This window comes from Pseudomonas sp. Q11, assembly GCF_024494355.1.
In the GTDB taxonomy this organism is placed as follows: Bacteria; Pseudomonadota; Gammaproteobacteria; order Pseudomonadales; family Pseudomonadaceae; genus Aquipseudomonas; species Aquipseudomonas hefeiensis.
On sequence record NZ_JAKNQY010000016.1, the window covers coordinates 48,514 to 72,993 of the forward strand.

General features: G+C 60.4%; 21 protein-coding genes. 12 read left to right on the forward strand and 9 right to left on the reverse strand.

The genetic code is table 11. The annotated features are described in order from the left end of the window. Positions 1 to 10: 10 nt before the first annotated feature. The 5 genes from MA884_RS17505 to MA884_RS17525 all read right to left on the reverse strand — a co-directional run bounded on the left by MA884_RS17505 (position 11) and on the right by MA884_RS17525 (position 4,844). The gene (locus MA884_RS17505; protein WP_256231671.1) at positions 11 to 946 is read right to left on the reverse strand and encodes a 2-hydroxyacid dehydrogenase; all 936 of its coding nucleotides are present in this window, start codon (positions 944 to 946) and stop codon (positions 11 to 13) included. Positions 947 to 1,016: 70 nt separating this feature from the next. Then, positions 1,017 to 1,769, reverse strand: a complete 753-nt coding sequence (locus tag MA884_RS17510; RefSeq protein WP_256231672.1) for a GntR family transcriptional regulator — start codon at positions 1,767 to 1,769, stop codon at positions 1,017 to 1,019. A gap of 13 nt (positions 1,770 to 1,782) precedes the next feature. Next, positions 1,783 to 3,279, reverse strand: coding sequence for a tripartite tricarboxylate transporter permease (locus tag MA884_RS17515; RefSeq protein WP_256231673.1), 1,497 nt, complete (start codon positions 3,277 to 3,279; stop codon positions 1,783 to 1,785). 19 nt (positions 3,280 to 3,298) lie between these two features. Next, complete coding sequence (locus MA884_RS17520; RefSeq protein WP_256231674.1) at positions 3,299 to 3,763, reverse strand: tripartite tricarboxylate transporter TctB family protein; 465 nt, start codon at positions 3,761 to 3,763, stop codon at positions 3,299 to 3,301. 91 nt (positions 3,764 to 3,854) lie between these two features. After that, positions 3,855 to 4,844, reverse strand: coding sequence for a tripartite tricarboxylate transporter substrate binding protein (locus tag MA884_RS17525; protein WP_256231675.1), 990 nt, complete (start codon positions 4,842 to 4,844; stop codon positions 3,855 to 3,857). A 299-nt stretch (positions 4,845 to 5,143) separates the two neighbouring features. On the opposite strand from MA884_RS17525, the gene MA884_RS17530 reads away from it, so the two are divergent. The 4 genes from MA884_RS17530 (at position 5,144) to MA884_RS17545 (ending at position 10,237) form a co-directional block, all read left to right on the forward strand. Then, a complete protein-coding gene (locus MA884_RS17530; protein WP_256231676.1) occupies positions 5,144 to 6,883 on the forward strand; it encodes an IlvD/Edd family dehydratase in 1,740 nt (579 codons plus the stop codon). Between the two features lie 123 nt (positions 6,884 to 7,006). Continuing rightward, entirely contained in the window at positions 7,007 to 8,161 is a 1,155-nt protein-coding gene (locus MA884_RS17535; protein ID WP_256231677.1) for a mandelate racemase/muconate lactonizing enzyme family protein, read from the forward strand. Between the two features lie 133 nt (positions 8,162 to 8,294). Further along, positions 8,295 to 9,212: a dihydrodipicolinate synthase family protein gene (locus MA884_RS17540; protein ID WP_256231678.1), complete on the forward strand. Its 918-nt coding sequence runs from the start codon at positions 8,295 to 8,297 to the stop codon at positions 9,210 to 9,212. Positions 9,213 to 9,286: 74 nt separating this feature from the next. Further along, positions 9,287 to 10,237, forward strand: a complete 951-nt coding sequence (locus MA884_RS17545; protein WP_256231679.1) for a 3-hydroxyacyl-CoA dehydrogenase NAD-binding domain-containing protein — start codon at positions 9,287 to 9,289, stop codon at positions 10,235 to 10,237. On the opposite strand, the gene MA884_RS17550 is transcribed toward MA884_RS17545, so the two are convergent. Further along, on the reverse strand, positions 10,234 to 10,425 hold the full coding sequence (locus MA884_RS17550; protein ID WP_256231680.1) for a hypothetical protein: 192 nt from the start codon (positions 10,423 to 10,425) through the stop codon (positions 10,234 to 10,236). The genes MA884_RS17545 and MA884_RS17550 overlap by 4 nt on opposite strands. A 71-nt stretch (positions 10,426 to 10,496) precedes the next feature. Further along, positions 10,497 to 11,201, reverse strand: a complete 705-nt coding sequence (locus tag MA884_RS17555; RefSeq protein ID WP_256231681.1) for a fumarylacetoacetate hydrolase family protein — start codon at positions 11,199 to 11,201, stop codon at positions 10,497 to 10,499. 667 nt (positions 11,202 to 11,868) lie between these two features. On the opposite strand from MA884_RS17555, the gene MA884_RS17560 reads away from it, so the two are divergent. After that, positions 11,869 to 12,654 carry a GntR family transcriptional regulator gene (locus MA884_RS17560; RefSeq protein ID WP_256231682.1) on the forward strand — a complete coding sequence of 262 codons (786 nt, stop codon included), beginning with the start codon at positions 11,869 to 11,871 and terminating at the stop codon, positions 12,652 to 12,654. Between the two features lie 579 nt (positions 12,655 to 13,233). On the opposite strand, the gene leuA is transcribed toward MA884_RS17560, so the two are convergent. Together leuA and MA884_RS17570 are read right to left on the reverse strand one after the other, a co-directional pair. After that, the gene (leuA, locus tag MA884_RS17565; RefSeq protein WP_256231683.1) at positions 13,234 to 14,928 is read right to left on the reverse strand and encodes a 2-isopropylmalate synthase; all 1,695 of its coding nucleotides are present in this window, start codon (positions 14,926 to 14,928) and stop codon (positions 13,234 to 13,236) included. Between the two features lie 338 nt (positions 14,929 to 15,266). Then, positions 15,267 to 16,190 (reverse strand): LysR substrate-binding domain-containing protein, encoded by a 924-nt coding sequence (locus tag MA884_RS17570; protein WP_256231684.1) that lies wholly within the window; start codon positions 16,188 to 16,190, stop codon positions 15,267 to 15,269. A 187-nt stretch (positions 16,191 to 16,377) separates the two neighbouring features. On the opposite strand from MA884_RS17570, the gene MA884_RS17575 reads away from it, so the two are divergent. From MA884_RS17575 to MA884_RS17605, 7 genes are all read left to right on the forward strand, one after another. Continuing rightward, positions 16,378 to 17,898 (forward strand): ABC transporter substrate-binding protein, encoded by a 1,521-nt coding sequence (locus MA884_RS17575; RefSeq protein WP_256231685.1) that lies wholly within the window; start codon positions 16,378 to 16,380, stop codon positions 17,896 to 17,898. Between the two features lie 83 nt (positions 17,899 to 17,981). Then, entirely contained in the window at positions 17,982 to 18,899 is a 918-nt protein-coding gene (locus MA884_RS17580) for an ABC transporter permease (protein WP_058542130.1), read from the forward strand. A gap of 9 nt (positions 18,900 to 18,908) precedes the next feature. Then, positions 18,909 to 19,811 (forward strand): ABC transporter permease, encoded by a 903-nt coding sequence (locus tag MA884_RS17585; RefSeq protein ID WP_256231687.1) that lies wholly within the window; start codon positions 18,909 to 18,911, stop codon positions 19,809 to 19,811. Positions 19,812 to 19,826: 15 nt separating this feature from the next. Continuing rightward, complete coding sequence (locus MA884_RS17590) at positions 19,827 to 20,843, forward strand: ABC transporter ATP-binding protein (RefSeq protein ID WP_256231688.1); 1,017 nt, start codon at positions 19,827 to 19,829, stop codon at positions 20,841 to 20,843. Further along, on the forward strand, positions 20,840 to 21,829 hold the full coding sequence (locus MA884_RS17595) for an ABC transporter ATP-binding protein (RefSeq protein WP_256231689.1): 990 nt from the start codon (positions 20,840 to 20,842) through the stop codon (positions 21,827 to 21,829). The genes MA884_RS17590 and MA884_RS17595 overlap by 4 nt, the downstream gene beginning before the upstream one ends. Further along, complete coding sequence (locus MA884_RS17600; RefSeq protein ID WP_256231690.1) at positions 21,826 to 23,250, forward strand: M20 family metallopeptidase; 1,425 nt, start codon at positions 21,826 to 21,828, stop codon at positions 23,248 to 23,250. The genes MA884_RS17595 and MA884_RS17600 overlap by 4 nt, the downstream gene beginning before the upstream one ends. Further along, the gene (locus MA884_RS17605) at positions 23,247 to 24,431 is read left to right on the forward strand and encodes a M20 family metallopeptidase (RefSeq protein ID WP_256231691.1); all 1,185 of its coding nucleotides are present in this window, start codon (positions 23,247 to 23,249) and stop codon (positions 24,429 to 24,431) included. Before MA884_RS17600 ends, MA884_RS17605 begins: the two co-directional genes overlap by 4 nt. Positions 24,432 to 24,480: the final 49 nt, after the last annotated feature.

Genomic DNA, 24,480 nt, shown 5'->3' on the forward strand with positions numbered 1-24,480 from the left:
CCGCCAACGGTCAGGTGCGCGGCGCGGCCATGACAGGCGTTAGCGCGGTGCCGTTGGCGAAGAAACTATGCAGGTTGTCGAGCGTCAGGCGCGCCATCGCCATCCGCGTCTCGTTGGTCGCACTGCCGACGTGCGGCGTCAGTACGACGTTGTCGAGGTCGAAGAAGCGCGTATCGATGTCGGGCTCATTGTCGAAAACATCGAGCGCCGCGCCGGCGATCGTGCGACGCGACAGCGCCTCGAGCAATCCAGACTCATCGACCACCGAGCCGCGCGCGATGTTGATCAGGTAACCGTTCGGCCCCAGCTCGGCTAGGACCGCCGCGTCGATCATGCCCGTTGTCGCAGCGCCACCGGGTGATGTAAGGATCAACACATCCGATGTGCGCGCCAGTGCCTGCAGGTCCGACTCGAATCGCCACTGCAACTGCTGGTCGCTGCGCCCGAAATACGCAAGCGTGACGCCGAACGGTTCAAGCCGGTGTGCGATTTCCTTGCCGATACGGCCCAAACCGACGATACCGACGTGCTTGCCAGCGAGGTTGCTCGCCAGCGGAAAAGCGCCGCGCAACCACTCGCCGGAGCGCACGAAGCTATCGGCCGCTGGCAAAGCCCGCAGCAGCGCGAGCAGCATGCCGATGCACAATTCGGCTACCGCGCTGTTCAGCACCTCTGGCGTATTGGTGACGATCACCTCGCGTTCTGCCGCTGCGTCCAGTGCGATCAGGTCATAACCGACGCCACAGGTGGCGATGATCCCGAGGTTCGGCAGGCGGGCGATCACTTCATAGGGCACCGCGAAGTTGCTGCGCGTGATGATGCCGCGCACTGAGTTTCTGAGCGCGTCGTCTTGCTCCAACTGCGCCAGGGTGTGACAGCGGAATTCGCTATCGATGAGGTTCTGGGCACGCGTAGGGAACGTGCCGATCTGCAGCAGGTCGCGCATGATGGTGTCCTAGAAGGGTCAGGGCTTGCGCCGACAGTCAGGCTCGTGGCAATTGGAGAGCGGAGCCCGCCTATTCCAACTTTCCGGCTCGGCGGCGGTACTGTTCGATGTAGGCGTCGCGCGACGGGATCAGATGGTCGCGGCAGAGCGCCACCAGACGTTCCCGGTCGCCGTCGCGCAAGGCGTCAACCATCCCCCGGTGATCCTGCCGCGCCTTTTCGAGAAAGTGCGGGAAGATCATCGACAACGAACGGATCGTGTGGGCACGCTGCGCGGCGAGCCCGATCATTTCGGTGAGCACCGGGTTGTCGGACAGCGCGAACACCGCCTTGTGAAAGGCAATGTTGGCGCGAAACGCTGCGCGCAGGTTCGATGAGGTTACAGCCTCATCATGCCTCCGCTGGATGGCGTCGAGTTCCTCCAGCTTTTCCAGGGCGATCGGCAGCGGGATCTGAAGCGCACAGTTGGTTTCAAGAATATCCCTCACGCTATACAGGTCGATCACCTCCTTGGCCGTGTAGGACTTGACCAGTGCGCCGACATTCTTCTTGCGCTCGATCAGGCCCATCTGCTCCAGCTCCTGCAGAACCTGACGCACTACGTGCCGTTTCAGGTTGAAGCGGGCCCGAAGGTCGTCTTCGACCAGCCGCTCGCGCGGATGCAGATAGCCGAAAACGATATCCTCTTCGAGTGCCTCGACCACCTGGCGTACCGACGGCTCGATGTCGCGCTCGCGCATCGGTTGCACTGCGTCGCTAAGGGCAGTCTCGGCCAGGGCGATTTCACTGGGCTCGCTCAAAGAATGCATCTCTGCTGCGTTCATGGTTCTTGCCTCGTTAGCAGACGGCCTGCTTGCGCACGAACATGCGGAAGAACGGCGTGGCTTGCAGGATCGACAGCAAAGCGATCAGCAGCAGCACTGCCGCAATGGGGCTTTTCAGAAACACATCCCAGCTGCCATAGCCGATCAGCAGGGACTGCGCGAGACTCGAATCGAGCAATGCGCCGAGAACGAGGCCGATCACCAACGGTGCCGTCGGGATTTTGGCACGGTCGAAGACGTAGCCGAGCGCACCGAAACCAAGCATCAACCAAACGTCGAACATGTTGTTGTTGATGGCAAGCGCGCCGATGATGCTGAGAACCACGATGGCCAGGGCCACCACCATCTTAGGCACGAGGGTGACGTAGATGCACAGACGAGTCATGCCCAGACCGATGATAAACAGCGGGATGTTGGCCAGGATCACCGCCCAGATCAGCGTGTAGGTAATCGCGCCGTGTTCGGTGAGCAAGGTCGGCCCCGGCAGGATGCCGTGCACCATCAGGCCACCTAGCAACACCGCAGTGGTGGAGCTGCCGGGTATGCCAAGCGCAATAGTCGGGATCAATGCGCCACCGACCACCGCGTTGTTGGCCGCTTCCGGCGCCGCGATGCCGGCCGGCTCGCCCTTGCCGAAACCCGATTTATCCTTCGCGAAGCGCTTGGCTTCGTTATAGGCAAACCAGCTCGCGGTATCGCCACCGGTACCGGGGATGACGCCGGTGACGATGCCGATTGCTGAAGAACGAATGATGTTGGGCAGCAGCTTGAGAAACTCGCTCATGTGCGGCAATACCCGGTCGCGAATCTGATTCGCCACCTGCTGCACGCCACGCGACTGTTCGGCGAGGGCAATCGCCTGCGGGATGGAAAACAGGCCGATCAATGCCACCGTGAAGGGTATGCCCGAATACAGGTTGATGTTGTCGAAGGTGAAGCGTGCGGTTCCGCTGGTGGAGTCCATGCCGACCGTCGACAGCAGCAGTCCGATGGCGCCGGATAACAGCCCCTTGATCGATGAGCCCTTGGACAGGGTCCCGATCATGGTTATGCCGAGCACAGCAATCGCGAACAGTTCGACCGGCCCAAACAGCAGTACCAGCCGGCCGAGGAATGGTGCAGCAGTCAGCAACGCGATGCCGCTGAATACTCCGCCGACCAGCGACGCTGTGAGAGAGATGCCGAGCGCACGCCCGGCTTCGCCGCGGGCACCCATGGGAAAACCATCCATCACGGTGGCGGCCGCCGCCGGCGTCCCCGGTGTGCGCAGAATGATGGCGGCGATCGAACCGCCGTACATGGCCGCCAGATACAACGCTGCCATCATGCACAGCCCGGTCTCGGGCGGTAGCTGGAAGGTCAGCGGCAGCAGCAGCGCGAGTGCCATGGTTGCAGACAGGCCCGGCAGCGCGCCCACCACCAGCCCGAGTGTCGTGCCGAGCACGATGAACAGGATGTTGTAGGGGCTGATCGCGTTTAGCAGTCCGGTAACAATAAAGGAACTTTCCATAATCAATCGTCCTCGCCCGTCACTTCAGGAATGGCAGAATTGGCACCGGAAGATTCAGTGCCCAGATAAAGACGAGCCACACCAAAGCGGTGGCGATCACGCCGATCATGACCGCCTTCAATAGGGATACGGTGCGACTGACTAACAGCGTGCCGGTAATGAACAACGGGGTCATGACCAGGTAGCCGACAATCGAGATCAGCGCGACATAGGTAACGATCGCAGCACCGAACAAACTCAGTACGAACCAGTTGATCGCTGGCAGGACGTCGACGTCGATCTGCGTATCGCCCTTGGCTTCGGCACGTCGCGCACTGCGGCGCTTGAGGACTTCTTCAATGATCATCATCACGGCCAGGACGACAACTAGCCAAATCAGCAGTACCGGCAGGCGTTGCGCGACAGCAGGAAAGATGTCGGTTTGCGCACGGAATACCAGTGCAAAAAGAATCGCTGCAATACCGAGAATAATGGTGCTATTCACGTTATTTCCTCCGGGAATCCATCTTGATGGAAGCAACGCCCCCTGAGTAACCACCTTGGCGACTCAGGGAGGCGCATACGCCGTAGGCGAATTACTTCGCCGCGCTCTGCTGCCCCTTGATTTCCGCCCAGATCGCCTTGAACACCACCTCCTGATCCTTCAGAAACTTGGCGTAATCGGCGCCGGACTTGTAGTCGATCATAAAGGCCCGTGCCGCAGCGTCACGCTTGAAGTCCGGATTGCTGATCACGCGGTCCATGGCCGCGATGAACTCTTTCTTCGCTGCTTCTGGAATGCCTTTCGGTGCGCTATAGCCGCGCGACGACCCGGCAACGACGTTTACGCCCAGTTCTTTCATGGTCGGCACATCCGGCAATTCCGGCACCCGGCTCTCCGCAAAGACCGCTAGCACGCGCAGGTTGCCGGCCTCGATTTGCGGGAAGGTGATACCCAGGTTGTTGAAGCTGGCATCGATCTTGTTGGACATCGCGGCAGCCCACGACGGCCCATCACCGGCAAACGGCACTTGCTGGAAGCGCAGACCGGATGCTTTTTCGATCATGATCACCGAGAAAAAATCATCTCCGCCGACGCCGGAATTTCCGACCGTAATGCGGCCTGGATTCGCACGCGCGGCATCAAGCAGATCCTTCGCGGTTTTGTACGGGCTGTCTTTGGACACCACGATAACGCCCGGATCGGTCACGACGTTTGCCAGCGGGTCCAGGTCTTCGATCGCATACTGCATCGTCGGGTTCATGATGTAGTTGGTCATGAGCATCGGCGTATTGGTGATCGAAATCGTCTTGCCATCGGCAGCCGTTTGCTTGGAGAGAAGGGTCCAGGCGATCGCCCCGGTTGCGCCCGGTTGGTAGCGGTTGATGAAATTGACGCCGAGTTCCTTAGACAGATACGGCTGAACCAGTTGCGCCAGCGCGTCGCTACCGCCACCGGCCGCGAAGCCTTGCAGAACCGTCACCTCGTCGCCTGCGCTGTACTTTTGCGCTTGCGCGGCCAGTGGCAGCGCGAAACTTGCGGCTACGGTCAGTAAGAGAGCGGATTTCGTTATTTTTTTTAGCATTATTTTCGTCTCCAAAATCTACTTAATCGCGACGGGGAGAACCCCCCACCTGGTCAGCTGGGCAGTGCACCACTGCCTGGGCATCCTAGTTCAGCCCTATTTTTAATGTCAACAAATTTGCAGATAAAATTATTGATAATCTAATCGAGATGATTATATGCTCCGGACAAGGCTTCCGAACTGTTCTAACAACGAGGAGGTTTTGCCCTGTTCCAGCGAACTCGCAGGCCGAGAACACAGGTTTGCACGGCCACGGAACAGCGCACGGCACTCTCCATTGATCCACCATGGGCGGGCACATGACTGACAGAGACGACCCCAAAGGTTTGAAAAAAGGGCTGACGAACTACGGCGATATCGACTTTTCGCTGTTTCTGCGTAAGGCCTTCATCAAGGGCGCCGGGTACTCGGACGACGCGCTTTCGCGCCCCATAGTCGGCATTGTCAATACCGGCAGCGGCTTCAACCCATGCCACGGCAATGCCCCGCAACTGATCGAGGCGGTCAAGCGCGGCGTGATGCTGTCCGGCGGTATTCCGCTCGACTTCCCAACGATTTCGGTGCACGAGAGCTTCGCCTTCCCGACCAGCATGTATTTGCGCAATCTGATGTCGATGGACACCGAAGAAATGATCCGCGCCCAGCCAATGGATGCGGTCGTGCTGATCGGCGGTTGCGACAAGACCGTGCCGGCCCAATTGATGGGTGCTATCTCGGCCGGTGTGCCGGCGATCCAACTGGTCACCGGTTCGATGCTGACCGGCTCGAACCGCGGCGAACGGGTCGGCGCCTGTACCGACTGCCGGCGCTTCTGGGGCAATTTTCGCGGAGGGGAAATCGACGAGCAGGAAATTTCCGCGGTGAACAACCAACTGGTGGCCAGCGTCGGCACCTGCTCGGTAATGGGCACCGCCAGCACCATGGCCTGCATCGCTGAAGCACTGGGCATCATGCTGCCGGGCGGCGCATCGCCGCCGGCAGTGACGGCCGACCGCATCCGCATTGCGGAACGCACCGGCGCACAAGCTATCGCAATGATCGAGCAAGGCCTGACGCCGGACAAGATTCTGACCGCGAATGCCTTTGAAAACGCCCTGCGCGTGCAACTGGCTATCGGCGGCTCGACCAACGCCATCATCCACCTGACCGCGATTGCCGGCCGCATGGGTATCGCGATCGACCTCGCCCAACTGGACAAGATGAGTGAAGAAACCCCGGTACTGGTGAACCTGAAACCTTCCGGCGAGCATTACATGGAAGACTTCCACAAGGCCGGCGGCCTGCTGACCGTGCTGCGCGAGCTGCGCCCGCTGCTGCATCTGGACGCACTGACAGTTACAGGGCGCACCTTGGGCGAGGAAATCGACGCCGCCGGCCCGGGCTTCCCGCAACAAGTGGTGCGCAGTTTCGACAAGCCTATATACGCCCAGGGCGGCATCGCTGTATTACGCGGCAATATCGCGCCGGGCGGTGCGATCATCAAGCAGTCGGCGGCGTCCGCACAGCTTATGGAGCACGAAGGCCGCGCAGTGGTGTTTGACAACATGGCCGACCTGGCTGCCCGCATCGATGACGAAGCGCTCGACGTCGCTGCCGACGATATTCTCGTCCTCAAGCAAATCGGCCCAGTCGGCGCACCCGGCATGCCGGAAGCCGGCTACATCCCTATCCCGAAAAAAATCGCCCGTCAGGGCGTCAAGGACATGGTGCGCATCTCGGACGGGAGAATCAGTGGCACTGCTGGCGGCACCATCATCGTGCACGTGACACCGGAAACGGCCAAGGGCGGCCCTCTCGGCCTGGTCCGTAATGGCGACCGCATTCGCCTGAGTGTTGCCAAGCGCGAGTTGTCAGTACTGCTAAGCGACGCCGAACTCGCCGCGCGCGCAGCCGAAGTGCAACCGGTCGCCACCAACCCGCAGGAGCGCGGTTATCGCAAGCTGTTCTTGACCTCGGTTACCCAGGCCGATCAGGGATGCGATTTCGACTTCCTGCGACCGGTGGATACCACCGACACGGTACCAAAATCACGTCCGTGAACCAGCCCCCATGCATGGGGAGGGAGCGCTGCCGCAAATTTTCCGCTGCAGTAGCGCTTATTCAACCCTCCCCTAGTTGCGCACGCTCCATGCACCTCCTGCAACCCACTGAAAGGACAGACCATGCACAATAACAACGTCAGTGATTATGCCAACGATTCCCGCATTGTTGCCGTTGAAGCGCGCACCATCAGTATCCCCCTCGACAACGTCACTTCATTCTCGACCCGCAAGGTGTCGGCACGCGATTACGTGCTGGTGAAAATCCGCACGGCCGATGGTCATCAAGGCATCGGTTTCTGCTATGGCGGCAGCCGCGGTGGCGTGATGGTCACGCACGCAGTGCGCGAGCTATTCAAGCCGCTGCTGATCGGTCAAAGCGCGCTGCGCGTCGAAGGCCTGTGGCAAGAGATGTATCAGGATTCGCTGCTGCACGGCCGCGCCGGTTCCGTCATGCGCGCGCTGTCCATCATCGATGTCGCCCTGTGGGACCGCAACGCCCGTGCCGCCGCGCTGCCGCTATCGCAGCACCTCGGCGGTTACGCGAAAGAAACGGTGCCGGCATACGCCAGTGGCGGCTACTACGTCGACGGCAAGACCCCCGAAAAGCTAGGCGAAGAACTGGCCGGTTACGTCGAACTCGGCTTCAAGGCGGTCAAAATCAAGGTCGGCCGTTTCGGCCCAAAGGAAGAAGAAACGCGCATCAAGGCTGCCCGTGCCGCCATCGGCGACGATGTGCTGCTGATGCTGGATGCCAATAATGCCTGGAGCGACCTGCCGACTGCGCTCGAATACATGAAGCGCTACGAGCCGTATGACCCGTACTGGATCGAAGAGCCCTTCAGCCCGGACGACATCGAAAACCACGCACAGCTTGCCAAGCGCACTTCGGTTGCGGTGGCGACAGGTGAAATCGAAGCCGGTCGCTGGCGGCATCAGGAGCTGCTGGAAAAGCGCGCGGCGATGATCCTGCAAACGGATGCGGCGGTCTGCGGCGGCATCAGCGAATGGCGGCGCATCGCGGCCATGGCCGCCGGCTTCGGCGTGACGATGTGCCCGCACTGGTTCCATGACCTGCATGTGCATCTGGTGGCGACCACCCCGAATGCCGCTTTCGTCGAGTATTTCTCGGATGATCAGGTGTTGAATTTCCGCCGGCTGGTCGACACCCAGTTGAGCTTCGACAATGGCAACCTGGTCGTGCCCAAGGGTGCGGGGCTTGGCTTCGGCTTTGACGATAAGGCCCTCGACCAGTACGCCGTGGACAAGTGGGCGTAAGCAGCTCCCGCAAACACGTGCAAACGGCATCGCCGACTGCTGGCGATGCCGGCCGAACGATGCAGGATCCCCTTGCGCGGGGAGGACGGAAGCTGGAGCCCCGTCATCCCCAAGCAATAACCCGGAGAGCACCATGGTCACATCCACTCGACTGCGCGGCGTCTTATCGCCGGTAATCACCCCTTTCGCGGCGGACCTGAGCCCCGATACCGACAAACTGATTCGGCACTGCCGCTGGCTGCTGAGCCAGGACGTCGGCCTCGCGGTATTCGGTACCAATTCCGAAGCCAACTCGCTGTCGGTTCCGGAGAAAATGGCGGTGCTCGACGCACTGGCCGATGCCGACATACCGGGAGCGCGCATGATGCCAGGTACCGGCTGCTGCGCCTTGGCCGACAGTGTCGAGCTGACCCGCCACGCGCTGCACCATGGCGCGACCCGCGTTCTGATGCTGCCCCCGTTTTACTACAAGGGCGTATCCGACGACGGCTTGTTCGCCAGCTACGCAGAAGTGATCGAGCGTGTCGCCGACGACCGCTTGCGGCTGTACCTGTACCACATCCCGCAAGTGTCCCAGGTGCCGATCAGCCTGGCGCTGATCGAGCGTTTGCTGAAAGCCTATCCGGACATTATCGCCGGGATCAAGGACAGCTCCGGCAACTGGGACAACACCCAGGCGATGCTGGAACGCTTCCAGCCACAGGGCTTCGACGTGTTTGCCGGCAGCGAAACCTTCCTCCTGGCGAACATGCGCGGCGGCGGCGCCGGCTGCATTACCGCGACCGGTAACGTCAATCCCGGCGCGATCGCCCGGCTGTACCGCAGCTGGCAGCAGCCGGATGCCGACGAACAGCAGAAAGCGCTCGACGCCCTCCGCAGCACCTTCGCGAAATTCCCGATGATCCCGGCGCTGAAGGCAGCAGTCGCTCATTTCGCCGACGATCCCGGGTTCGCTGCAGTGCGTCCGCCCCTGGTCAGTCTGAACCCGCAGCAGACCGACGAATTGCTGACAGCCTTGCAGGCACGGGACTTTTCGATGCCGGGCCTGTAAGGCGCTCGCCCCTTCCAAACGGGAGACGACGCAAGGCACAGGCACGGCTCTCTCATTCAACCCAGAGGTCATCAATGAAACAGCAATCATCAGCCGTCGTGATCGGCGGCGGCGTCATGGGCGCCGATATCGCAGCCATTTTTTATGCCGCGGGCTGGAACACGCAAATCGTCGAACCCAATACGGCGACACGTGCACGCTTAGCAGAAAAAGTACCGGCGGCAGCCCGTGCGATGGGCATCCACCTGCCCGGCGGCAGCGTGCAGGTATACCCGACGAATGCCGACATCCAGTGGTCCGCCGCCGCCATCATGATCGAATGCGCCCCCGAAGACCTGCAGATCAAGCAGCAGATCTTCAACGAACTCGATACGCTCGCGCCGGCGCATGTGCCGCTGACCAGCAACTCATCCGGTTTTCCGATCAGCCAGATCGGTGCAGCGTGCACCACCCGTTCGCGCATGCTCGGGCTGCACTTCTTCATGCCGGCGCACCTGGTGCCGGCAGTCGAAGTAGTCCGCAGCGAATACTCGGACGAAGCAGTGGCGCAGACGGTCAGCGCGATCATGCGCTCGGTGCGCAAGAAGCCGGTACAGGTCAAGCGCGACGCGCCGGGGTTCCTCGCCAACCGTATCCAGCACGCGATGATGCGCGAAGCAATTGCATTGGTCGATGAAGGTTTCGCCAGTGCCGAAGATGTCGATCTGGCGGTGCGCTACGGCTTCGGTTTCCGCTATATCGCCGCGGGTCCGCTGCTGCAGAAGGATCTGGCCGGCATCGACATCCATTGCGCAGCGGCGGCGACGATCTATCCGCATCTGCACCAGAATACCGAGCCCAGCCCGCTGATGCAGAACCTCGTTGAGAACGGCGACTACGGGGTCAAGGGTACCAGCCGCAAGGGTTTCTACGACTGGGATGAAGCATCGATCGAGCGCGAGCAGAACCGCTATCAGACGGCATTGATGAAGGCGATGCAGATTCTGCGTGACGAAGAAGAGACCGCGCCTGCACACCCTGCTTAAGTACGCAGGAAGGCGACCAGCGCAGCGCCAGCAGGGGTCATGCGGCTCGATACTGGAGCGCTGGAATGCTGGCGGTCACCCTGGCCGTCGGCTTGAGCGGGTGATCGCTGCATCGGCTCTTTCGCCCGCAGTGATTTGCCCGCACTGAGCAGTGCCACGACGCTCAGCGAGGCTGAAAGTCGCGGCATCGACCCACACTCTATTACGGGCTTGCCACGACGTTTCGCGCACCGGCATAGCTGGCCCGGCACAGGTGCAATCAGTCTCCGACGACGATCTCGATCGTGGCCACTCCCTCGACACCGCCGCGCAGTCGGTCTCCACGTTGCACCGGCCCAACGCCGGCGGGCGTGCCGGTGAAAATGAGATCGCCGGGCTGCAGCTCGAAGAGACGAGAAAGGTAGGCGATCACTTCCGCCACGCTCCAGATGAGCGAGGCGATGTCGCCCTGCTGGCGCGGCTCGCCATTGATATCGAGCCAGATCCTGCCCTTACCCGGATGGCCGATGCGACTGGCTGGCACGATCGCCGAGCATGGCGCGGCGGCGTCGAACGCCTTGGCCACCTCCCAGGGACGCCCCGCCTTCTTAGCCTCTGCCTGCAGGTCGCGCCGCGTCATATCGAGCCCTACCGCGTAACCGAAGACGTGATCGAGCGCGGTTTCGACAGGGATGTCGGCACCGCCGCGACCGATCGCCACCACCATCTCGATCTCGTGGTGCACTTCGCTCGTGCCCGGCGGATAGGGAAAGACATTGCCGTCGGGAAGCAGACTGTCCGGGTGCTTGGTGAAGAAAAAGGGTGCCTCGCGATCAGGGTCATGGCCCATCTCGCGCGCATGCTCGGCGTAGTTGCGGCCGACGCAATACACCCGCCGTAGCGCAAAGCGCTGCGTACTGTCAGCCACAGCAAGGCTAGGCACTATGGGGGAAAACACAAATTGCTCGTTCTGCGGTGAAGTCACTTTGTGATGCTCCTGGTGGCTGCCCGTACGCGGACGGGAACTGGATAAAGACGTTCTCCGTGTCGACAGAAGATCGTCGGCCCGGCGGGAACATAGCTACTTGCGCGCCACAACAACGCGTTGCTCCTCGGTCGCGCGCAGCCGCTGCCGCAATTGCCGATACCAACGCTGGGGGGCTAGAGCTCGCCGCCTGAGTTGCAGGCCTCCTTGACAAAGGCCTTACCCAGAAACAGCGAGAAGTCTGCATCACCGTAGTTGGTCAGTCCTTTGCGCATGCTCTAAGCCTGGCCGTTGCCATTCGTGTCGCGGTTGTCGCTCATTGCTCTTCAATGCCCAGTCATCATTATCAATAATTTTATTGATTACGAAGCATAGCGTCCGCAAAATAACGGTGCAAGCATTTAGACAGAGGTGAACACAAGAGGCACCAGCCGAGCAGCCGGCACGCCATTTGCGCAGGAAGCAGCGACGCCGCAGTTTCGGCAGGGCAAACGGCTGGGAATGAGGCGTGATATCCTTTCTCCCTCTCGTCGCCGGGCCCGCCCGAGCAAGGGGGAACTCATGTGAACGAGGTCCTGCCCAGGACAAACAGCTACCAACCGGGAAGCCCGGGGCTGGATGCATCAACGGGAATCCTAACTAGTCATCTTTTTCAACGCAGACGCCCATGGAATCACTGGAATACAACACCGCCCCGTCGGCCGAGGGCCGCTCCTCCGGCAAGACGGCGCTGCGCAATCGCGATGTAGACGAAATCGTCCTCCGGGCGGTCGCAACCCTTGAGGAAGACATAGTCCTCGGTTACCTCCACCCACGCGAACGACTTATAGAGGACGATCTGCGCGAGCGCTTCGACCTCAAGCGCCATGTCGTGCGCCAGGTACTGACAGAGCTCGAGCGCAAGGGCCTGGTGGAACGCAAGAAGAACTTCGGCGCAGTGGTCAAGTTCCATACCGTGGCAGAGGTCATGAACCTCTACGAGGTACGCGACATCCTTGAGTCCAGCGCGGCCCAGCGCATACCGCTGCCGCTCGCACCTGAACGGCTCGACACCCTCGTCGCCATTCAGCGCGCGCACGACGGCGCAGTGGCTCGCACCGACCTGCGCGCGGTGTTCCGCGCCAACATGGCCTTCCACAAGGCCTTGTTTGCGGCCACAGAGAATCTCGAATTGGCGGACGTGATCGAAGACTTCGCCCAGCGCACGAATGCGATCCGTTCATCTTCGACCGTGATTCCGGAACATCTCGAACAGTCCCGCAAAGAACACTGGGAGATCATCGAAGCACTGCGCTCTGGCGACCGCGACGCGCTGGTGGCGCTCTGCCGCCATCACCTGACCCCAGCACGCGATCACTACATCGAGCGCTACCGCATGCTCTACCGTGACAAGGGTACGGCGGATGCCACCAGGGCGGCCTCCGTGAGCGGCGCGCGGCAGGAAACGCCATAAGCGACGAATCCTGCAGGTCGGCAGCTTTCCTGCCCGCGCCCAAACCTTGATCGACGAACGCTGCGCATGTGAGCGCGAGGACGATCTCGCGTGCCGCGCATTTGCGCGGCGCCATCATGCGCAGTAACTGCCCGCTACCTCATCGAACGCCTGCCAGAACTGCGCATCGTCGCCACCGGTGATTGACCCAGACTGTGTAAAAGCGCAGCCAGCGATGGCAATCAACTGCTGAGTGATTTTTTTAGTCTTAGGAGGACGTGGGAGGCTCAATCAGTGATTCTGGTTGTTATGGGCACTTCTGGCTTCGGCGCGCCTGTTAATAGGAGGCAGGACTCGTAAAGCTGTGCAGCCGATGCACTTTTGACCCTCGTACCGGAATTTCATGGAATCTGTTTCGAGCGCCGAACTCGTTGTTGCATTTCGCTTTTCAGACTGCTGGGTTGGGTCCCCGACGACCGACACCTGCATCACACCGCTAATGGCTTAGACCAGTTGGCCCTCTTCATGCCGATGCGAAGCCACTATGTCGCATGACCCTAGTTACCGGCGAGTGCCGCCAATGCGGTATGCGCGTTCATCTCAGGAAGGCACCGCGGCACTCACCACGCTGAGCAGACCCAGGCGCGATGCGCGATTGACGGCACTCGTCAGCGCCTTGAGGGAAGCCAGCAAGCTACTGCCATCGCGGGCGGCACCGAACAGCAACTGGTTACCCACGCGGATTTCCACATAGGCCAGTGCTTCGGCTTGGGCCCCGTCACGGGTGGCGTGCTCGTGGTAATCAGCGATATCGAAGTGAATGCCGCGCTGGGCAAAGGCATCGACCAACGCCGCCAGTGGGCCGTTGCCTTCGCCGCTCAAGTCGATGCGCTGCGCACCGTGTTCAAGGGTGGCTTCCAGATAGGTCACATCACCCTCGCTGACCAGCTTTGGCACCCGCAACGCGTAAGGCTTGCCCTGCTCCAGGTAATGCCGGGTAAAGCAGGCAAGGATCATCTCCCCGCTGATTTCCTGGCCGGACCCATCCGCTTCCTGCTGGACCAAGGTGCTGAATTCCATCTGCAAGCGACGCGGCATTACGATGCCGTGCTGCTCCAGCAGATAGGCCACGCCACCTTTGCCGGATTGGCTGTTGACGCGGATCACCGCTTCATAGCTGCGGCCCATATCGGCGGGGTCAATTGGCAGATAAGGCACTTCCCAGATGCCTTGCGGGTTGGCCTGACGTGCCGCAAAGCCTTTCTTGATCGCGTCCTGGTGCGACCCGGAAAAGGCGGTAAACACCAACTCGCCGGCGTAAGGGTGGCGAGGATGGGTCGGTAGCTGATTGCAGAACTCCACCTCACGCTGGACATGGATGATGTCCGAGAAATCCAGCCGCGGGTCGATGCCGCTGGTATAGAGGTTCATTGCCAGCGTCAGGATATCCACGTTGCCGGTTCGCTCACCGTTACCGAACAGCGTGCCCTCGACACGCTCGGCGCCGGCCAAGCATGCCTGCTCCGCAGTGGCAACGCCGGTGCCACGGTCGTTATGGGGATGGACGCTGATAACCACGCTGTCGCGGCGGCTGAAATGCCGGCAAAACCACTCGATCTGGTCGGCGAACACATTGGCCGTGGAGACCTCCACCGTTGTCGGCAGGTTCAGGATCATTTTGTTGGACGGGGTAGGTCCGAACGCATCCGTCACCGCCTCACAAACCTCGAGTGCGAAATCCAGTTCGGTGAAACAAAAGGTTTCCGGGGAGTACTGGAATGTCCACTGCGTATCGGGATTGTTGTCCATGTGACGCTTGATCTCGCGCGTCGCCTGGGTAGCGATCTCGATGCAGCCGGCACGATCCACACCAAAGACAACTTCTCGGAATACCGGAGCGGTGGCGTTGTACACATGCACGATCGCGCGGGGAACGCCCTTCAACGCCTCGAAGGTGCGCTCGATCAGATGACTGCGCGCCTGCGTCATCACTTGAATCGTGACATCGTCAGGAATCGCGCCGCTGTCGATCAGTTCACGCACATAGTCGAAATCGGTCTGGGAAGCGGCGGGAAAACCCACCTCAATTTCCTTGAAGCCCACCTTGACCAGCAAATCGAAGAAACGGCGTTTGCGCTCGGCATTCATCGGCTCGATCAAGGCCTGGTTACCGTCGCGCATATCGACGCTGCACCAAGTGGGAGCTAGCGCCTGAACATTGGCGGGCCATTGGCGGTCGGGCAAGTCCACGGTTTTAAAATGGCGATATTTGCTGGAAGGGTCCTTGAGCATCATGGCGGGTTCTCCTTTTTCGACAGTTCCGATTGTGGGCAACCGAAGTGGCTGTTCACGACCGTGCGTTAGACCCCACATTAACGAAAATCAACAAATACCAATTGCGCATTTATGCAAAGAAAGTCTGAACCACACCTTTAAAAACCCTAATCACTAATTTTTTTGGTGATTTTCACCACTAACACCAGAATTGCTGCAAACATCGGCCTCACGGAAGCTGGCCAGACGTCTGCGTCTTTCGTATCCGGATGGCGGTGGGCTGAGTGTCCGGATGGCGTGGAATCCGCAGCTAATCATTGGAACACCAAAAGGTGTCATGGAGTGCCTCTCACGTGCGCTCAAACCACCCGTCTCTGAGCCTTCGCCAAATCAGCAATCAGAAAATCCCTGAACGCAGAAACCGCCGCCGGTAAATTGCGTCCCGCCATGCTCTGCAGTTCTATGCGCCGTGCCTGCATGCCTTCATCAAGGATCGGCAGGCATTGCAACTGCTTGTCCGCTACCTGTTTGTGCAAGGTCATTTCGCTGGCCAGGCTAATCACGCCTTCTTCGCGGACGAAGCTATAAAGTGCGGCAACGTAATTGGTGGTCAAGACCGGGTCGAACAACAACCCCTGTACACCGCAACAGATGTCGAACAGTTGCCGTATGGTGGTATCGGCCTTCGGCAACGCGATGGGCCAGGGTTGCAATTCGGCGAGGCTGACCGCTTCACGCCCGGCCAAGGGATGCGAATTGGAGACCACGGCAAAAATAGCCCCGCTTAGGAAATGCTCGACCTTGACTTCCTTTTGCGGCGTCAGGCTGAAGGTCATTGCCAGATCGGCTTCCCCGGAACGGACCTTCTCCGTCGCCTCAGCAGGCGCACAGACCTCCAGCGTGAAATGAATGCCCTGATACTCACGCCTGAACGCGCTAATGTTCCTGGGCATGTATTCCAGTGCAAAACCCTCCGAGCAGGCGACATGCACATGTCCCCGTTGCAAGCCGTGCAGCTCGGTAATTTCCAGCACCACCTGCTCGGCCTCAAGTTGCGATTTGCGCGCATAAGCCGCCAGTCTCGTCCCGGCCTCGCTGAGCACCATGCCTCGGGCACGACGCTCAAACAGGCTGGCATCCAGGGCCAACTCCAGCTTGGAAATCTGTCGGCTCACCGCTGACGCTGCAACATTTAGCCGCAGCGACGCTTCGCTGATCGATCCGCACCGCGCGACTTCCAGAAAATAGCGCAACGCCGTGGATTGCACGCCATACAGCTGCATCGGAGCCCCCGAGGATTGCCTTTTCGGCAAAGCAAGTATCGAAATATTGAGCTTGTGGCATTGATAGCCTTTCCCTACATTCGTGTCCAGACCAAAAAAAACTTCGCCTGAGCTTCTCCTCCTCGTTTACCGCATTTGCGATTCGCTGCCCTTTGATTCAACCACTCTCGCCAACGGAGACGACGGCATGGGCATCAAAGGTTTCGCCTGCAGTTTTGCGCTGATGGGCCTCATCAGCAGTTTTCCGGCTCATGCCGGTAAAGCCAACGACACCCTGGTTTACGCTTCCGACAGCGAGCCTGAAAACGTCAGCCCCTATCACAACGATTTACGCGAAGGGGTGATTCTCGGCCGGCTGATCTGGGACAACTTGTTCTACCGCGATCCCAAAAGCGGCGAATACAAACCCATGCTGGCCACCCGCTGGAAACAGGTCGACGACACCACCATCGACTTTGAGCTGCGCAAAGGCGTCAAATTTCACAACGGCGACACCTTCACCGCCGACGACGTGGTGTTCACCCTCAACTACGTGGTGTCGCCCGAAGCGAAAGTCGTTACCGTGCAAAACGTCGACTGGATCAAAAGCGCGGAAAAAACCGGGAACTACAGCGTCCGCCTTCATTTGAAAAAAGCTTTTCCCGCGGCACTGGAATACCTGTCCAACGCCGTACCGATGTTCCCCAAAACGTATTTCGAGAAATTCGGCCTGGCTGAATTCAGTCGTAAACCGATTGGCACCGGTCCCTATAAAGCGGTGTCAGTTGTGGCGGGCGAAGGCGTGACCATGGTGCTCAATAAGGACTACTTCAAGGACAGCCCACAAGGCCAACCGCATATCGGCCACCTCAAGTTCCGGGTGATCCCTGATGCGGAAACCCGTCTGGCCGAGCTGATGACCGGCGGTGTCGACTGGACCTGGCGCGTCGCACCGGACCAGGCAGTCAACCTCAAGAGCATGCCGAACCTGACCGTGGCCAGCGGCGAAACCATGCGCATCGGTTTCCTGATCCTCGATGCTCGTGGCACCTCGACTGAAAACTCACCGATGAAAAATCTTAAGGTGCGTCAGGCCATCAACCACGCCATCAACCGCGATGCACTGGCCTCACAACTGGTGGGCGGCGACGCCAAACCCTTGCAAGTCGCCTGCTATCCGGGGCAGTTCGGTTGCGACACCACGGCAGCCACGGTCTACAACTATGACCCGGCCAAGGCCAAGGCACTGCTCGCTGAAGCCGGTTATCCGAATGGCTTTGAGACAGAAATCTTCGCTTACCGCGACCGTGATTACGTCGAAGCGATCATCGGTAACCTGCGTGCCGTGGGTATCAACGCCAAGCTGCGCTACTTGAAGTACGCCGCCCTGCGCGATCAGCAACGTGGCGGCAAAGTGCCGATATCGTTCCAGGCCTGGGGTTCATTCTCGATTCTCGACACCTCGGCGTCCGCTGGGACCTGGTTCAAAGGCAACCCGGACGACAACATCAAGGATCCGCAAGTCCAGGGCTGGTTGCAGACCGCCGACAACGCCCTCGACCCGCAAGTGCGCAAGGACAACTACCGCAAGGCGTTGCAGCGCATCAGCGAGCAGGCCTATTGGGCGCCGCTGTTCAATTACTCGATGAACTACGCCTATACCTCCGACCTGGCGTTCACGCCCTACCCGGATGAGCTACCGCGTTTCGTTCTGTCCAGCTGGAAGTAATCGACAGGTGCCGTGACGCGCGGCTTTAACCGCGCTACGGCACGTCCCACACCTATCAGCCAATGGATACGAGGAAACTTGCCATGCTTGGATTCCTTCTACGTCGTCTGGGTATCGCATTTTGCGTTGCAATTACCGTGTCGGTGATCAGTTTTTCTCTTTTGCATCTGTCCGGCGACCTGGCCACGGCCATTGGCGGACCGGAAGCCAGCAGCGAACAGATCGAACAGATCCGTGTGCAGTACGGTTTGGACAAACCGCTGCCGACCCAGTACTTCAACTGGCTGGGCGATTTGCTGCGGTTGGATCTGGGCAACTCTTTTTTCTTTCAGGAATCGGTCTACAACCTGATCGTCAACCGCCTGCCAATCACCCTCGGCCTGGGGGCGATGGCATTGGGCATTGCACTGCTGGTGGCGATTCCGCTTGGGGTGCTGGCCGCCGTCAAACGCGACACCTGGATTGACCGCTTGGCGTTGAGCATTGCCGTACTGGGCCAGGCAATGCCAAGTTTCTGGTTTGCGCTGATGCTGATCGTGGTGTTTGCGGTGACGCTCAAGTGGCTGCCAGTGTCCGGCAACTCGACCCTGCTGCACTTCGTCATGCCGGCCATTGCCTTGGGCTACTACGCGACGCCGGCAATCATGCGCCTGACCCGCGCAGGCATGCTGGATGTACTCAGTTCCGATTACATCCGCACCGCCCGCGCCAAGGGTCTGCGCCCTGCCCGCGTGTTGTTCAAGCATGCACTGCGCAACGCCTTGATCCCGGTCGTCGCGCTGGCGGCGGTGGAGTTCGGCTTCATGCTCGGCGGTTCGGTGGTGATCGAAACCGTGTTCTCCCTGCAAGGCATCGGACAACTCGCCTGGGACGCCATCGCCCGTGACGACTTTCCGGTGGTACAGGCCGTGGTCCTGCTGATTGCGGTGATCTACATCATCCTCACCTTGCTGGCCGATGTGCTCAACGCACTGCTCGACCCGCGCATTCGTGTGCGCTAGGAGGCTTACATGAGCACCCCTACGACCCTCGCGATCAATGACTACCTGCCACCACCGAGCAGCCTCGGCCGAGTACTTGGCAAGAGCTTTCGTCATCGTGGTTTCGCCATCGGCGCGGTGTTGTTGCTGATCATCTTCGCTGGCGCACTGTTCGCCCCGTGGCTGGCACCTTACGACCCTTATGCGCAAGACGTGATGCTGCGCATGAAACCGCCGGTATGGATGGCTAACGGCACCTGGGAATACGTCCTCGGCACCGACAAGCTGGGCCGCGATTACCTGTCGCGACTGCTCTACGGCGCACGTATTTCGCTGTTCATCGGCATTGCCGCGGCACTGATTTCCGGCTTTATCGGCACCGTCATGGGGCTGTTGGCGGGTTACTACGGCGGCAAGGTCGATGCGTTTATCAGCTACCTGATCACCACCCGGCTGGCGATGCCAGTCGTGATGGTCGCACTGGCCTCGGCCTCGCTGATGGGCGGCTCACTGAAAGTGGTCATCGTGCTGCTTGGCTGCCTGTTATGGGATCGCTTCGCGGTGGTGGTCAGGGCGTCGGTGCAGCAGATTCGCGATGCTGAATATGTGGCGTCGGCCCAGGCTCTTGGCTGCTCGACCCTGCGCATTCTGGTCAGTGAAATCCTGCCCAATCTGGTCGGCGCGCTGATCGTCGTCGCGACGCTGGAAATGGCCCACGCGATCCTGCTGGAGTCGGCGCTGTCGTTCCTCGGGGTTGGCGTGCAGCCGCCGACGCCGTCCTGGGGTTTGATGATCGCTGAAGGCAAACCCTACATGTTCTTTTCCCCATGGGTCATCGCCATTCCCGGCGTCGCCCTGATGATTCTGGTGCTGGGTATCAACCTGGTCGGTGATGGCCTGCGCGATCTGATCCTGCCCGACGGCCGTAATTGATAGAGGGAACCTGACATGGCACTACTCCATGTAGAAAACCTGCGCGTGGATATCCCCATGGGCAACAGCCCGACGCCGGATGACATGCTGCATGCCGTGCGCGGTCTGGATTTTGAAGTCGAGCGCGGTGAAATGCTGTGCATCGTTGGCGAATCCGGCTGCGGTAAATCCCTGACCTCGCTGGCGCTGATGGACCTGTTACCGCGCAAGGCCAAACGCACCGCGTCCCGGCTGACGCTGGACGGTATCGACATGCTGGGCCAGAACGAACGGCGCATGTGCGACCTGCGCGGCAACCGTCTGGCGATGATCTTCCAGGAGCCGATGACCTCGTTGAACCCGGCCTACAGCATTGGCGATCAGCTCAGCGAAGTGCTGACTCAGCATCGCAAGGTGTCACGCAAGGATGCCCTGGTTCGCGCCGCGCAAATGCTGGAGAAAGTCGGTATCAGCAATGCCACCGAGCGCTTGCGTCAGTATCCGCATCAACTGTCTGGCGGTTTGCGCCAGCGGGTGATCATCGCCATGGCGTTGATGTGCGAACCGGACCTGATCATCGCTGATGAGCCAACCACGGCACTGGACGTGACCATTCAAGCGCAGATTCTGCGCTTGATCCGCGACATTCAGAAAGAACTCGGTCTGGCGGTGATCTTCATCACCCACGACCTTGGGCTGGTGGCACGGATCGCCGATCGGGTCGCCGTGATGTATGCCGGGGAAATCGTCGAAACCGCCCCGGCCCTGCAATTGTTCGAGAACCCGCAGCATCCGTACACCCGTGGTCTGCTGGCCAGTATTCCAATCCCTGGCCGGACCAAACCGGGTGAAGCGCTGGGTTCGATTCCAGGCCTGGTGCCGAGCCTGGTAGGCGAACAGCAAGGTTGTGCGTTCCGCAATCGCTGCGCTCAGGCGATACCGGCCTGCGCGCAAAACATCCCAGAAGTCGAACAGGACGGACACATGGCGCGCTGCCTGTTCGCCGCACCGGACCCGGCACCTATTCGCCTTCAGGAGCGTGCACGGTCATGAAAAAAGACATCGCTTTGGAGCTGTGTGATATCCGTCGCGAGTTTCGGATCAACAAGGGTTTTTTCAAACCCGCCGCCACCCTGAAGGCCGTAGATGGCGTTTCCCTGCGCCTGATGCGTGGCGAGACCCTCGGTCTGGTAGGCGAGTCCGGTTGTGGAAAAAGTACCCTGGCAAAGATGCTGCTCGGTCTGTTGCCGCCTACCAGCGGCGATGTGCTGGTCAATGGCAAACATCTGGCGGCGACTGATCGCAAGGAAATGTCCCGGCACATTCAGCCGATATTCCAGGACCCGTATTCCTCGCTGAACCCACGCAAGACACTGCGCGAAATCGTTACCCTGCCGTTGATCGTGCATGACATCGGCAGCACCGCCGAGCGGCGTAAGAAGACCGAAGAGATGCTCGATGTGGTCGGTCTGCCCAAGCGGGTCATCGACAGCTATCCGAGCCAACTGTCCGGCGGCCAGCGGCAACGGGTGGCCATTGCCCGGGCGTTGATCATGCGCCCTGACGTGTTGATCTGCGACGAACCCACCTCGGCGCTGGATGTTTCGGTGCAGGCGCAGATTCTCAACCTGCTGCAAGACCTCAAGCGCGAGTTCGGCCTGACCTATCTGCTGATCAGCCATAACCTGGCGGTCATCGAACACCTCGCCGACCGGGTTGCGGTGATGTATCTGGGGCGCATCGTCGAAGAACGCACTCGCGAAACGTTGTTCGCTCAACCCGGCCACCCTTATACCCGCGCCTTGCTGGATTCGGTGCTCACGCCCGATCCGCGCCTGGGCATTCCCGAAATCGGCCTGCACGGGACTTTTCCCAATCCGATGTCACCGCCGTCCGGTTGCGCTTTCCATCCGCGCTGCCCGAGCTGCTTCGCACCGTGCAAAACGGCCTACCCGGCCAATGATTCGATTATCGGCGGCAACGTGCGTTGCCACCTTCACGACATTCCTGTCCAAACACTGGAGCTTGTCCACTCATGAGTCGTTCACTGGCCATCAGCAACACCACAGAGCAATTTGACAACGGCGCATTTTTTAACCTGCTCGAACGTAGCGTCGCCTTGCACACCGAAAGCCAGGCAACGGACAGCCAGCCTGAGTTGTACCGCTACCTCAATGACTTCATCACCCCGCATGTCGAGGCGATGGGCTTCAGCGTCAATATCTATGACAACCCGGTGGCAGAGCGCGGGCCCTTCATGATCGCCACACGCATTGAACATCCAGAACTGCCGACCGTTCTCAGTTACGGCCATGGTGATGTGGTGCGTGGTTATGAAGCGCAATGGCGGGAAGGCCTGTCGCCGTGGCGAGTCACGGTTGAAGGTGATCGCTGGTACGGCCGCGGCACGGCGGATAACAAAGGCCAGCACCTGATCAACCTGACCGCACTGGAGCAAACGCTCAAGGCTCGCGACGGCAAGCTGGGTTTCAACGTCAAACTGCTGCTGGAAATGGGCGAAGAAGAAGGCTCGCCAGGCTTGAATGCATTCTGTGCCGCGCACAGTAAAGAGCTCGCGGCAGATATTTTCATCGCCTCGGACGGCCCGCGCCTGGCGGCATCACGACCGACGATTTTTCTCGGCTCACGCGGGGTATTCAACTTCGAGCTGGTGGTCAACTTGCGCGAGGGCGCTCATCACTCTGGCAACTGGGGCGGGTTGCTGGCCAACCCTGGCATCATTCTGGCCAATGCCATCGCAAGCATGGTCGATGAACACGGTCGGGTGAAGGTGGCAGGCCTGCAGCCCGAGACACTGCCGGAACCGGTTCGCCAGGCACTGGCCGACATTGACGTCGGTGGCGGGCCGGGCGATCCGGAAATCGACGCCAGCTGGGGTAACCCGCAGCTCTCGCTGAGCGAAAAGGTGTTCGGCTGGAACACCCTCGACGTCATCGCCTTCAAGACCGGCAACCCGGACGCCCCCGTGCATGCGATCCCTGGCAAGGCCAACGCCCACTGCCATATCCGCTTCGTGGTGAACAGCGACTACACGACCTTCATCCCGGCTGTGCGCACCCACCTGGACGCTCATGGTTTCAGCAATGTCGAGGTCAAGCAAAGCCGCATCGATGTGATGCATGCCACTCGGCTGGACCCGCAAAGCCCATGGGTCAATTGGGCGCTCAGCTCCCTGACACAGACCACCGGCAAAAAACCTGCGCTGCTGCCAAACCTCGGTGGATCGCTGCCCAACGATGTGTTCGCGGACGTGCTCGGCCTGCCAACATTGTGGGTGCCGCACTCGTACCCGGCCTGCTCGCAACATGCGCCGAACGAACACTTGCTGGCACCGGTGGTCAAGGAAAGCCTGCAAATCATGGCCGGGCTATTCTGGGACCTGGGCAACGACGCGGCACGCCTGACTCAGGAACATCAGGTACGGGAGCAGGCGCAATGAGCGCCACGCCACAACAGGCGCTGGACTGGCTTGCTGACCAGCGCCACGCCATGGAAGCGCTGCTACAGCGTATCGTCGACACCGACTCCAACAGCTATGACAAGGCGGGCGTCGACGCGGTGGGCGCGCTGCTCGCCGCTGAACTGGAAGCCGACGGCATCCTGCTCAAGCGCATGCCGGTCGATGGTTTTGGCGACGTGATGCTCGCCCAAGTGCCAGGCGCCTCTGGAAAACCGGTGCTGTTGCTGGGCCATCGCGACACGGTGTTCCCCAAAGGCACTACCACGACTCGCGGCTACAGCCGCGACGCCAACCTCGCCTATGGCCCCGGCGTCGCCGACATGAAAGGCGGCCTGGTGCTCAATTGCTTCGCGCTCAAGGCACTCAAACGCGCCGGTCCGTTGCCCTATCCGGTGCAGGTTCTGTTCACTGGTGACGAAGAAATCGGCTCCGGCAGCGCCAGAACCCATATCGAAAACGCCGCCCGTGCCGCCCGCGCCGTACTCAATACCGAACCCGGCCGGGCCAGCGGTAACGTGGTCAGCGCACGCAAAGGCGGCGCCACACTGATCATCGAAGTCAGCGGCCGCGCCGCGCATGCCGGGGTCAACCACGCTGACGGAGCCAGCGCCATCGAGGCCCTGGCACGCAAGATCGTCAAGCTGCATGCCTTGACCGATTACCCGGCAGGTATCACGACTAATGTGGGCCTGATATCCGGTGGCACGTCCAGCAACACCGTCGCGCCGAGCGCCTGCGCCCGGCTGGACGTACGTTTCATCGAACTCAAGCACTGGGATCAGATCTTTAGCGCAATCCAGGCCATCGTCGCCGAGGAAGAGCTGATCGGCACCCGCGCCATCCTCAAGGAAGCGAATACATTCCTGCCAATGGAAGCCCGTCACAGCGAACGGCTGCTGCACATCTACCAGCAACAAGCGCTGGCGCTGGGCTTCAGCGTCGAAGGCGAGTTCACCGGCGGTTGCGCCGACTCCGGATTCACCGCCAGCCTGGGCATTCCAACCCTGTGTGGCCTCGGGCCAGTGGGTGGCAAAGTCCACACCGATCGTGAATACCTGGAACTGGACACCCTGGTGCCTCGCGCACAGGCCTTGGTGGCGACTATCCTGGCTGTCGGCGAGAGCAGTTCAGTCGGCACAGCCAACATCATCGCAAACTGATACACCACTTTCGCGAGCAAGCTTTGCTCCCACAGGAGACCTGTGCCGA